This window comes from Sphingopyxis granuli NBRC 100800 (genome assembly GCF_001591045.1).
In the GTDB taxonomy this organism is placed as follows: Bacteria; Pseudomonadota; Alphaproteobacteria; order Sphingomonadales; family Sphingomonadaceae; genus Sphingopyxis; species Sphingopyxis granuli.
In genome coordinates this window covers 1-12209 of the sequence record NZ_BCUA01000099.1, presented here as the reverse complement: position 1 = coordinate 12209, position 12209 = coordinate 1, and the positions used below count along the sequence as shown (strand labels likewise).

Here is a 12209-nt window from a genome sequence, read left to right as displayed (position 1 = left end):
GGCGTTTTTCGGATGTAAAGAAGCCGGGGCGTAGATGGCATGGCGCCGCTCCGCGTGGCCCCCGGCTTTCGCCGTGGAACGGCTGGAGAATGCTTCCGACCGGGTTCCGGGCGCGAGCCGATCGCCCCTATCGCGCCACTTTGGCCGCCGACTGATCAACCGGCACCACGGGCAGCAGCACGCCGCTCGCGGTGTCGCCGCCCTGCAGGATCGTCACCTCCTGCTTCCGGTAATCCTCGGGCCGCGCGAGGAAGATGTTGGGGACGAAGGTCTGCGGATTGCGGTCGTAGAGCGGGAACTGGCTCGACTGGATCTGCACCATGATGCGATGCCCGGGCTGGAACACATGGTTCACGGTCGGCAGGCGGAATTTGTACGTCTGGGTGACGCCCGAGGGAATGGCGGTCGGCTTCGCGAAGCTGTCGCGATAGCGGCCGCGGAAGATGTCCTGGCTGATCGCGAGCTGATAGCCGCCCATTTCGGGCTTCGCCGCGACCTCGGCCGGATAGACGTCGATCAGCTTGACGATGAAATCGACGTCCGAACCCGTGATCTGCGCGAAGATGTTCGCCAGCGGCGCGCCCGAAACGCGCACCGGCGCCGTCAGCACGTCGGTCTGCCAGGTCAGCACGTCGGGGCGGCCGTCGACGTGGCGCTGGTCGCTGACCAGCCAGTCGCCCCAGCGGCCGTCGCGAAAGTTCACCGGGCGCGGCAGGTGCGGCACGGGCTTCGCGGGGTCGGAGACATAGCTGGTGCTGCCCGGCTGCGGCCGCGTGAAGCCGAGCGTGCCGTCGGAGCCGACATAGATGGGGGTCAGCGGCGCCTGGCATCCGCTTTCGCAGGCAAGCGGCCAGGTGCGGAAACGGTCCCAGCGATTTTCGCCGGTGTTGTAGATCGCGGCGGCGGGCATCGCGACCGGCGGACCGTCCTTCAGATAATGGTTGAAGAAGGGCAGCACCATGTCCTCGCGGAACTGCGCCGCGGTGTCGCCGTCCCACTGGAAGGGGCCGAGCGAGCGCCCCTCGCGATTGACCTGACTGTGGCGCCACGGGCCCATGACGAGGAAATTATTCCCCATCCGGCCCTTCGCCTTCAGCGCCTCCCACGTCGTGATCGCGCCATACATGTCCTCCTGGTCCCACAATCCCTGCTCCCACAGCGTCGGGACGTTCGACGGGTTCGCGGCGACGAGCTTGTCGAGCGCCTGCTGCTGCCAGAAATCGTCATAGGCGACGTGCTTCAGCATCTTCTGCCAGAAGGGCAGCTGGTCGTATCCGACCGCCTTCGCCCAATCGTTCGCCGAGCCGCGGCGGAAATTGTCGTAATCGTCATAGCCGCCGGTGGACGGCACCTTGCCCTCCGCCTTGTAGCCGGTCTGGCCGCCGATCCACGCGATGTTGGCGAGGCGGAAGGCGCCGTGATGGAACCAGTCGTCGCCCATCCAGCCGTCGATCATCGGGCTTTCGGGCGCCGCGACCTTCAGTGCCGGATGCGGGTTCAGCAGCGCCATGACGACGGTGAAGCCTTCGTAGGACGATCCGATCATGCCGACGCGGCCGTTCGATTCGGGCAGGTTCCTGCGGTTCACCAGCCAGTCGATCGTGTCCCACGCGTCGGTGATGTGATCGACCCTGGTCGGATTGAGCGGGCCGACCGGCGGGCGGTTGACGATATAATCGCCCTCCGACCCGTATTTGCCGCGGACGTCCTGATAGACGCGGATATAGCCGTCCTTCACGAACATCTCGTCGGCGAGCGGCAGCGTCGACAGCATGCTGGCGCTGTCCATGCGGTTCGCGCGGCTCTTGGCATTATAGGGGGTGCGGGTGAGGACGATCGGGGCGTCCTTCGCCCCCTTGGGCACGACGATGACGGTGTAGAGGCGCGTGCCGTCGCGCATCGGGATCATCTCGACGCGCTTGTCGTAATCGGCGTGGTCGCTCGGGATCGTGAAGCTGTCCGGGATGTCGCTCGCGGTCGGTGTCGACCTGGGAGCCTCGGCCGCGCCGGTCAGCGACGCGGCCGTCAGCGCGACCGCCGACATGGTGACGAACAGGAACGAGCGGACCATGCGAACCCCCTTGATGTCGATGTCTTCCGCGCAGGATCGTGCGCGCAGCCGCGATGCTTTGCAACCTTTCGGCGTATCGATCTTGCGCCTCAGCGCCGCCGCCCCTGATGCCGGATATTCGCCGGGCGCCCGCGGCGGCCGACCGGATGCCGGCCCTTGCCGTCGCGGCGCGGCGGGCGTTTCGCCGGTGGGCGATCCTCGGCGTCGGGCAGCTCGAAGCGCAGCGCGCCGCTGATCGGGTTCGCCTCCATCAGGCGCAGGTCGAGCCGCTGGCCGACGCCATAGCTCACCCGGCCATGCTCGCTGTCGAGCGTCCGCGCCGCTTCGTCATAGAAGAAGCGCTCTCGGCCCAGCGTCGACACCGGCACCAGCCCGTCGCCGCCGAGCCCGTCGACCGTCGCGAAGAAGCCGAAGGGCTGCACTCCGGTGATCCGCGCCGGCACGATCTCCCCGACCTTCGTCGCCAGCCATGCCGCGACATAGCGGTCGACGGTCTCGCGCTCGGCCTCCATCGCGCGGCGTTCGAGCGCGCTGATCGCCTCGCCGATCCGCGACAGCCCCTTGCGGTCGGCATCGCCCAGCCCGGTGCGCGCCGGCAGGTCCTTCGGCTTGCCCGGCATCTCGAGCCGCCAGGCATCGACGAGCGCGCGGTGCACGATCAGGTCGGCATAGCGGCGGATCGGCGAGGTGAAATGCGCGTAGCTGCCGAGCGCGAGGCCGAAATGGCCGGCGTTGGCGGGGCCGTAATAGGCCTGCGTCTGGCTGCGCAGGATCGCCTCCATGATCTCGGGCAGGCGGTCGTCGCCCGAGAAGCCGTCGATCAGCCGGTTGAACACCGCGGGGGTGATCACCTGCCCCAGCGCGAAGCTCTGGTCGAAGGTGTCGAGATAATCCTTGAGGCTGACCAGCTTCTCGCGGCTCGGCGGCTCGTGGATGCGGTACATGACCAGCGATTTCTTCGCCTCGAGCGCCCTGGCCGCCGCGACGTTCGCCGCGATCATATAATCCTCGATCAGCCGGTGCGCGTCGAGCCGCTCGCGCACGCGAATCTCCGCGATGCCGCCCTGATCGTCGAGGATCACCTGCCGCTCGGGCAGATCGAGGTCGAGCGGCGCGCGGGCGGCGCGCGCCTTCGCGAGCAGGGTCCAGCAGCCCCAGAGATTTTTCAGAGCGGGCAGTATTTCCTCCCCGGAACGGGGAGGGGGACCATCCGCAGGATGGTGGAGGGGGGTAGCGGGATCAAGCGGCGGTGCGTCAGGCCGCCCGCCCCCTCCACCACCGGCTTCGCCGGCGGTCCCCCTCCCCGTTCCGGGGAGGATCTTGTCGGCATCGATCATCGCCTGCGCATCCTCATAGGCGATGTTGGCGCGCAGCCGCACCAGCGCGCGGGCGAAGCGCCACGCCGTCACCTTGCCGTGCCGGTCGACGGTCAGATGGCACGCCATCGCGGCGCGATCCTCGCCCGCCTTCAGCGAGCAGACGCCCGCCGACAGCGCTTCGGGCAGCATCGGCACGACGCGGTCGGGGAAATAGACGCTGTTGCCGCGCCGCCGCGCTTCGCGGTCGAGCGCGCCGTCGGGACGGACATAATAGCTGACATCGGCGATCGCGACGATCGCGCGCCAGCCGCCCTTGTTCGTTTCGTCATCGTCGGGCGCGGCCCAGACCGCGTCGTCATAGTCGCGCGCGTCGCGCGGGTCGATCGCGACGATCGGCAGGTCGCGCAGATCCTCGCGCCCGTCGGGGGTGAGCGGCAGCTTCGCCGCACGCCCCGCCTCGGCGAGCGTTTCCTCGCCGAACACATGCGGGATTTCGTGCCGGGCGATGGCGATCATGCTCAGCGAGCGCGGCGCGAACGGATCGCCGATGCGCTCGATCACCTTCGCCTTCGTCGCGGCGCCGCGCCCCGACAGTTCGGCGCGGACGAGGTCGCCGATCGCGGCGTCGCCCATCTCGGCGACCGCGAAATCGAAACGCGCGCGCTTGTCCGCGGGGCGCAGCCAGGTCATCGGCTTGCCGCCCGGTCCCATGTCGGACACGAGCACGCCGATGATGCTCTCGCCGCCCGACTGGAGCTTTTTCATCGGATGCGCGACATGGCCGCTGCCGCGCTCCTCGGTGCGCGCGAGGATGCGGTCGCCGACGCCGAGCGCGCCGCGCCGTCCCTTCTCCATCACCCGCACGCGCGGCGGCGGGCCGCTCGCTTCCCACCGCTCGGGCACCGCCCAGACGGCATCGCCCTCGACCGCCGCGATGCGGAAGACGGTGACGCGCGGCAGCCCGCCATGCTTGTGAAAGGCGCGGCCGGGCGCCATGTCGACGAGCCCCTCGTCGGTCATGTCCTTGAGCAGCGCCTTCAGCGCGATCTTGTCGGCGCCGCGCACCGCGAAATGCTTCGCGATCTCCCGCTTGCCGACCGCCGCCTCGCTTTCCTCGATGAAGCGGAGGATCTGCTCGCGAGAAGGCAGGCCGGGTTGCGGTTTGGGCTTTTTCATCGCGGGTCGTCCAATGGATTCACGCGAAGACGCGAAGACGCGAAGAAGATCGCTCGGGCCGACAGCCCCCTACCCATCGTCCTCGATGCGGCATGGCGCGGCGCCGGAAAGAGAAAGCCGCTTCGCGGCAAGCACGACCTCTTCGCGACTTCGCGTCTTCGCGTGAAATAAATCAATAGGTCCGTCCGATCAGCACACGCTCGACCGCGGACTCGCCGGTGAAGAAGCAGGCGCCATCGGCGGGCGCGGCATCGAGCGGGGTGTTGCGCATCGTCAGTTTGAGCGCCTTCAACTGCTCGACGATGCCGTCGAGCACCGCGCCGGTCGGCCGCGACCATTGGACCTCGACCCAGCCGGTGAACTTGTCGTCTCCGCCGAAATGCGCGGCAAGGTCGGTGACGTCGCGGCGGATATTCGCGTCGAGCCGCTGCTTTGCCTCGGCATGGAGGCTCGCCTGAATATCTTCCAGCATCGCCACGGCGCCGGCGACGAAATCACCCTTCGCGACGAAGGCCGTGTTGAGCTTGCCGCTGTCCTGATAGAGGCGGTCGCGGCGGATCACCGCGACATTGCCGCCGGCGACGTCGCGCGGGCCGATCTCCAGCACGACCGGCGCGCCCTTCTTGACCCAGCCCCAGCGCTTGGCCTGCGCCTTGTTCGCGCTCGCGTCGAGCAGCACGCGCACCGGCTCGCGGAAGGCGTCGAGCGCCCGGAGTTCGGTTTCGAGCGCGCGGCAATAATCGAGGATCGCGGCGTCCTCGTCATTGTCGCGCAGCATCGGGACGATGACGATCTGATAGGGCGCGATGCGCGGCGGGCAGCGCAGCCCGTCGTCGTCGCCGTGCGTCATGATGACGCCGCCGATCATGCGCGTCGATGTGCCCCAGCTCGTCGTGTGGCAGAGGCTGTGGCCGCCATCCTTGTCCTGATAGCGGATGTTCGCCGCCTCCGCGAAGCCGGTGCCGAGATAGTGCGAAGTGCCGGCCTGCAGCGCCTTGCCGTCCTGCATCATCGCCTCGATCGAATAGGTCGCGACCGCGCCGGGGAAGCGCTCGTTCTCCGGCTTCTCTCCGGCGATCACCGGCATCGCCAGCACCTCCTCGGCAAAGGCGCGATACATTTCGAGCGCGCGCAGCGTCTCCGCCATCGCGTCCTCGCGGGTCGCGTGCGCGGTATGGCCTTCCTGCCACAGGAATTCGCTGGTGCGCAGGAACATGCGGGTGCGCATTTCCCAGCGCACGACATTGGCCCACTGGTTGACCATCAGCGGCAGGTCGCGCCAGCTTTGCACCCAGCGGCTCATCGCCGAGCCGATCACCGTCTCCGACGTCGGGCGGACGATCAGCGGCTCCTCCAGCTTCGCCTCGGGGTCGGGAACGAGCTTGCCCTTACCGTCCGCGATCAGGCGATGATGCGTGACGACCGCCATCTCCTTCGCGAAGCCGTCGACATGATCGGCCTCCTTCTCGAAGAAGGACAGCGGAATGAACAGCGGGAAATAGCAGTTCTGGACCCCGGCATCCTTGATCGCGGCGTCCATCACTTTCTGGATGCGTTCCCAGATGCCATAGCCCCACGGCTTGATGACCATGCAGCCGCGCACGCCCGATTCCTCGGCGAGGTCGGCCTCCGCAATCACATCCTGATACCAGCCCGCGAAGTCGGCCTGGCGGGTTACGCTGAGCGCATGCTTGATCATCGTTCCTGTTTTCGTTCCTGGCGGGGCAAGAGTCCCCCGATTATTTCTTCCTGGCGAGTTCGGCCTTGAGCTCGGCGATCTCCGCCTTCAGCGCCGCGATCTCCGCATCCCTCGCCTTGCCGGCGCCGGGAATGAAGGCACCCGCCGCCTGCTGGAACATTTCGAGATTGCGGCGCGTCAGTTCGGCGAGCGGGTTTTTCGACCCCAGCGCCCCCTCGAAAGCCGAGCGCACGTCCTGCTGATTCTTGCGGAAGGCCGCCATCGAGGCTTCGAGATATTGCGGGACGACGCCCTGCATCTTGTCGCCGTAAAGACCGATCAGGTGGCGCAGGAAATTCACCGGCAACAGCGTCTCGCCACGCGTTTCGGTGTCCATGATGATCTGCGTCAGCACATTGTGCGTGATGTCGTCCCCGCTCTTGGCATCGACGACGCGGAAATCGCGGCCGTCGCGCACCATGGCGCCGAGGTCGTCGAGCGTGATGTAGCAACTCCGCTCGGTATCGTAGAGGCGGCGGTTCGCATATTTCTTGATCGTGACGACATCGCCGTCCGCCGCCGTCTTGGACTTCGCCATGATGCCTCGCGCTCCTGAGGGGTCAAAGGGGTAAGGACGGGCATTAGCACCAAATTATGATGCATCGCAACATGCGCACGGGTCGGTATCAGCCGGGCTTGTCCCATTGCGCCTTGTCGGGTTCCTTCAGCCAGACGGCAGAGACGACGAAGGCGACGAGCACGACCCCCCACGTATACCAGAGCCCGGCATAGGCATCGCCGGTCCGGGCGGTGATGTAGCTCGCGATCAGCGGTAGGAAACCGCCGAAATAGCCGGTTCCGATATGATAGGGTATCGACAGCGACGAATAGCGGACGTGCGGCGGGAACATCTCGGCCAGCAGCGCGGCGACCGGGCCAAAGGTGAAGCCCGACAGCGCGCTGAGGCCGAGCAGCGCGAGCAGGATCACCGCGATGCCGCCCGCGCCGGGGACCTGCGGTTCGAAGTCGTAGCCCATCGCCTCGAGCGCGGGCTTGAGCAGCGCCGGGTCGTCGCTCGCGACCTGCTTGCCGCCGATGTGGATGTCGACGCTGTCGAAGGTGTTGCCGCTCGCGACGACCTTGTAGGGCACGCCGAGGCGGGTGAGTTCGCCCAGCGTCCGCGCGCACGCCGTCGCCTGCTGCTTCGCCATCGGGTCGAAGCTGCACTGCGACCCCGTCACCACGACCGGCGCGCGCTCGGCGGCGCGGTGCAGCGCGGGATTGGCCGCGCCGCCCATCAGCCAGAAGAGCGGGAAGAGCAGCACGAGCGTCGCGGCATAGCCCCAGACGATCGGCTTCTTGCGGCCGATGCGGTCCGACAGATGGCCGGCGATCAGGAAAAAACCCATGCCGAGCGCCGCGGCGATGCCGACGATGATCTCCGCCGCGGTCTCCTCGACCTTCATCGGCCCCTTGAGCAGCGACAGGCCGGAGAACATCGCGGTGTACCAGATGACCGTCAGCCCCGCCGCGATGCCGAACAGCGCAACGAAGATGCGCAGCTTGTTGCCCGGATAGGTGAAGCTTTCCTTGAGCGGATTGCGCGCCAGTTCGCCCTCCGCCTTCATCGCGCGGAACACCGGGCTTTCGGACAGCTTCAGGCGCATCCACAGCGAGATGGCGAGCAGCAGCAGCGACAGCAGGAAGGGCACGCGCCAGCCCCAGGCGTCCCAGACCGCGTCGGACATCGCCGCCTTGCATCCCAGCACGACGATCAGGCTGAGGACGAAGCCGCCGACGACGCTCGCCTGGATGAAGCTGGTATAGAAGCCGCGCCGTTCGGGCGGCGAATGTTCGGCGACATAGATGGCGGCGCCGCCATATTCGCCGCCGAGCGCGAGCCCCTGGAGGACGCGCAGCAGGATGACGATCACCGGCGCCGCGATGCCGATCGTCGCGGCCGACGGGATCATGCCGACCCCGGCGGTCGCGACGCCCATCAGCGTGACTGTGATCAGGAAGGTGTATTTGCGCCCGAGCCGGTCGCCGAGAAAGCCGAACAATACCGCGCCGAGCGGCCGAAAGCCGAAGCCGACCGCGAAGCCGGCCCAGACGAGCAGCACCTCCAGCGTCGCGTTATCGCTGGGAAAGAAAGCCTTGCCGATGATCGCCGCCAGCGTGCCGTAGATGAAGAAATCATACCATTCGAAGACGGTCCCGGCCGACGAAGCGGCGATGACCATGCGAATATCCTTCGCGGTCGGCTGATAGGCCGCGCCGTGGTCGGCGCCGGCGGCTTGATCGGTCATATCCTCTCCCTGGCCCGTGCAGGATACGACGCCCCTCCCCTGAAGGCCTCCCCCCTGCCCGCCCGCTTCGCGGCGAACTTATGCTCCCTGTCTAATTCCCCCGCGCCGCCGCGCAAGCCTTCTTGGCGCCAGCGCCCGTTGATGGCAGACTGGCGCGATGACACGCTTCATCGACCTTTCGATCCCGATCACCAACGACGTCGTGTCCGACCCGCCGGTGATGCGTCCGCAGATCAGCTATATGACCCACGAGACGACGTGGGAGCAGATCGCGCTGTTCTTTCCCGGCCTGACGCGCGAAGACCTGCCCGACGGCGAAGGCTGGGCGGTCGAGAGCCTGACGCTGTCGACGCACAATGGCACGCACATGGACGCGCCGTGGCATTTCCATTCGACGACCGACAGCGGCGCGCGCGCGGCGCCGAGCATCGACGAGGCGCCGCTCGACCTGTTCTTCCGCCCCGGCGTGAAGCTCGATTTTTCGGACCGGCCACACGGCCATGTCGTCGGCGCCGCCGAGGTCGAGGCCGAACTCGCGCGCATCGGCCATGCGCTCCAGCCGCTCGACATCGTGCTCGTCCAGTCGGGCGCGATCTACGGCACCGCCGATTTCACCGATCAGGGCTGCGGCATGGGCGCCGAGGCGACGCTCTGGCTGACCGAGCGCGGCGTGCAGGTCGTCGGCACCGACGCGTGGAGCTGGGACGCGCCGTTCAGCCACACCGCACGGCGCTGGGCCGAGACGCGCGACCCGTCGATCATCTGGGAAGGCCACAAGGCGGGGCGGATCAGGCCCTATTACCAGATCGAGAAGCTGACCAACCTTTCCGCGCTGCCCCCGACCGGCTGGACGCTCTCCTGCTTCCCGGTGAAGATCGAACGCGCGAGCGCGGGGTGGATCAGGGCGGTGGCGCTGCTCGACGATTGAGCGGCGGAAAGCTGTTGCCGACCGGAAGGCGACATGAGATCTCACCCAGCCCGTTCGCATCGAGCGAAGTCGAGATGCCCCTCAGGCTGTGCGCAGTCTCGATGGGTGTCTCGACTTCGCTCGACACGAACGGGATTGGGGAACGGTCTGCCCCCCCCCTTAGCGAACACAATATTCCAAAATCAGAACAGCCGCGAGCCGTTCGGCACCGCGCGATCAGGTGCGAAGAGAATCACTTCGCCCTCCTCGTCCGCGAAACCCAGCGTCAGCACTTCGGACATGAATTTGCCGATCTGGCGCGGCGGGAAGTTGACCACCGCGGCGACCTGCCGTCCCGGCAACTCTTCGAGCGCGTAGCGCGACACGATCTGCGCGCTGCTTTTCTTCACGCCGATGACGGGGCCGAAATCGATCCGCAGCCTGTACGCGGGCTTGCGCGCTTCAGGGAAAGGCTCGGCCGAGAGGATCGTGCCGACGCGGATATCGACGCGAAGGAAGTCGTCGAAGGCGATGGGGTCGGCTGCAGGGGCGGTGCTGTCGTGATTCAGGTGCATTCCTAATTCCGTCATTGCGAGCGAAGCGAAGCAATCTCCAGCTCTCGTCTTGCAGAACCGATCACTGGAGATTGCTTCGTCGCTTCGCTCCTCGCAATGACGAGGAGCGAAAAGGCTATTCCAGCTCCAGTATCACCGCATCGACCGCCAGGCTGTCGCCTTGCGCGGCGTTGACGCTCTTCACCACGCCGGTCTTTTCGGCGCGCAGGATATTCTCCATCTTCATCGCCTCGACCGTCGCGAGCGGCTGGCCCGCCTCGACCTTGTCGCCGGCGCCGACGTGCAGCGCGACGAGCAGGCCCGGCATCGGGCAGATGAGGAATTTCGACAGGTCGGGCGGCACCTTCTCGATCATGTGCGCCGACAGCGGTGCGACGTGCCACGGCAGCACGCGCACGTCGTGGATCGCCCCGCGCGTCGTCATGCGCCAGCCGGTGCGCGTCTTCGCCACCTTCACCGCGAGTTCGCTGCCGTCGATCTCCGCAACCACCAGCCGGTCGCCCGGCGTATATTCGAGCGCGATGTCGACCTTTTCGCCATCGACCTTGATATGCTTGCGGCCGAGCTTCACCTTGTGACTCGCGTCGCCGATCGTCACCTGCCACCTGGCGGGCGGGTCGAGCCGGTCGCCGAGCTGACCGTCGACGCGCCGCGCGCGATCGGCCTCGGCGCTCGCCATGAAGCCCGCGATCGCCGCCAGCGCGCGCGTCACCGCTTCGTCGGCGGGCGCGCCGTGGAACCCTTCCGGATATTCCTCGGCAATGAAACCCGTCGTCAGTTCGCCCGAGCGGAAGCGCGGATGCTGCATGATCGCCGAGACGAAATCGATATTGTGGCCCAGCCCTTCGAGCTCGAAGCGGTCGAGCGCCGCGACCTGCAGATCGGCGGCCTCGTCGCGCGTCCTGCCCCAGGTGATCAGCTTGGCGATCATCGGGTCGTAGAAGATCGACACCTCGCCGCCGTCATAGACGCCATCGTCGACGCGCACGCCGTCGACGCCGCGGCGGCCGTTCTCCGCGCCGTCGTCAGTCCAGCCCGGCACCGGCGGCTTGTAGCGCGTCAGCCGCCCGGTCGAGGGCAGGAAACCACGATAGGGGTCCTCGGCATAGACGCGGTTCTCGATCGCCCAGCCGTCGATCTTGATATCGTCCTGCGTCAGTTCGAGCTTCTCGCCCGCCGCGACGCGGATCATCTGTTCGACGAGGTCGATGCCGGTGATCGCCTCGGTCACCGGATGCTCGACCTGAAGCCGCGTGTTCATTTCGAGGAAATAGAAGCTCTCGCCCGTCGGGTCGGCTCCCGAGACGATCAGTTCGACCGTGCCCGCGCTGTAATAGCCGACCGCCTTCGACAGCGCGACGCACTGTTCGCCCATCGCCTTGCGCATCTTCTCGGTCACGAAGGGCGACGGCGCCTCTTCGACCACCTTCTGGTGGCGGCGCTGGATCGAGCATTCGCGCTCGTTCAGATAGAGGATGTTGCCGTGCTGGTCGCCGAGGATCTGGATTTCGATGTGGCGCGGGTTGAGGATGAACTTCTCGATGAAGACGCGGTCGTCGCCAAAGCTGTTGAGCCCCTCGCGCTTGACGCTCTCGAACCCCTCGCGGACGTCCTTTTCATCATAGGCGAGGCGCATCCCCTTGCCGCCGCCGCCCGCCGACGCCTTCATCATCACCGGATAGCCGATCTCGTTCGAAATCTCGACCGCATGCTCGGTGTCGCGGATTTCGCCGACGAAGCCGGGGACGACGTTGACGCCCGCTTCCTTCGCAAGCTTCTTCGATTCGATCTTGTCGCCCATCGCGGCGATCGCGTTCACCGGCGGGCCGATGAAGGCGATATTTTCCTTGGCCAGCGCCTCGGCGAAGCTGGTGCGCTCCGACAGGAAACCATAGCCCGGATGCACCGCCTCGGCGCCCGTCGCCTTGCAGGCTTCGATGATCCTGTCGGCGATCAGATAGGATTCGGACGCGGGCGACGGGCCGATGTGCACCGCCTCGTCGGCCATCCGCACGAAGGGCGCGCGCGCGTCGGCGTCCGAATAGACGGCAACGGTCGCGATGCCCATGCGGCGCGCGGTCTTGATGACGCGGCAGGCGATTTCGCCGCGGTTGGCGATCAGGATTTTCTTGAACACGCTTAGACTCCCCTCCCGCTTGCGGGAGGGGCCGGGG

Annotated in this window: 8 protein-coding genes; 1 reads left to right on the top strand and 7 read right to left on the bottom strand. The window is 66.9% G+C overall.

The annotated features are described in order from the left end of the window. Positions 1-127: 127 nt before the first annotated feature. The 5 genes from SGR02S_RS17005 to SGR02S_RS16985 form a co-directional block, all read right to left on the bottom strand. The gene (locus SGR02S_RS17005; protein ID WP_067112688.1) at positions 128-2071 is read right to left on the bottom strand and encodes a CocE/NonD family hydrolase; all 1944 of its coding nucleotides are present in this window, start codon (positions 2069-2071) and stop codon (positions 128-130) included. A gap of 89 nt (positions 2072-2160) precedes the next feature. Beyond that, entirely contained in the window at positions 2161-4566 is a 2406-nt protein-coding gene (locus SGR02S_RS17000; protein WP_067112685.1) for a ribonuclease R family protein, read from the bottom strand. A 172-nt stretch (positions 4567-4738) separates the two neighbouring features. Next, positions 4739-6265, bottom strand: coding sequence for an aminoacyl--tRNA ligase-related protein (locus tag SGR02S_RS16995; RefSeq protein WP_067112682.1), 1527 nt, complete (start codon positions 6263-6265; stop codon positions 4739-4741). Between the two features lie 40 nt (positions 6266-6305). After that, positions 6306-6842, bottom strand: coding sequence for a polyhydroxyalkanoate synthesis repressor PhaR (phaR, locus tag SGR02S_RS16990; protein ID WP_067112679.1), 537 nt, complete (start codon positions 6840-6842; stop codon positions 6306-6308). Between the two features lie 88 nt (positions 6843-6930). Then, entirely contained in the window at positions 6931-8553 is a 1623-nt protein-coding gene (locus SGR02S_RS16985; protein WP_067112676.1) for an MFS transporter, read from the bottom strand. Positions 8554-8710: 157 nt separating this feature from the next. On the opposite strand from SGR02S_RS16985, the gene SGR02S_RS16980 reads away from it, so the two are divergent. Then, positions 8711-9481 carry a cyclase family protein gene (locus tag SGR02S_RS16980; protein WP_067112673.1) on the top strand — a complete coding sequence of 257 codons (771 nt, stop codon included), beginning with the start codon at positions 8711-8713 and terminating at the stop codon, positions 9479-9481. 182 nt (positions 9482-9663) lie between these two features. Here the strand turns inward: SGR02S_RS16980 and SGR02S_RS16975 are convergent, their stop codons facing one another. Both SGR02S_RS16975 and SGR02S_RS16970 read right to left on the bottom strand, forming a co-directional pair. Further along, positions 9664-10035 carry a tRNA-binding protein gene (locus SGR02S_RS16975; RefSeq protein ID WP_067112670.1) on the bottom strand — a complete coding sequence of 124 codons (372 nt, stop codon included), beginning with the start codon at positions 10033-10035 and terminating at the stop codon, positions 9664-9666. A gap of 115 nt (positions 10036-10150) precedes the next feature. Further along, entirely contained in the window at positions 10151-12172 is a 2022-nt protein-coding gene (locus SGR02S_RS16970; RefSeq protein WP_067112667.1) for an acetyl-CoA carboxylase biotin carboxylase subunit, read from the bottom strand. Positions 12173-12209: the final 37 nt, after the last annotated feature.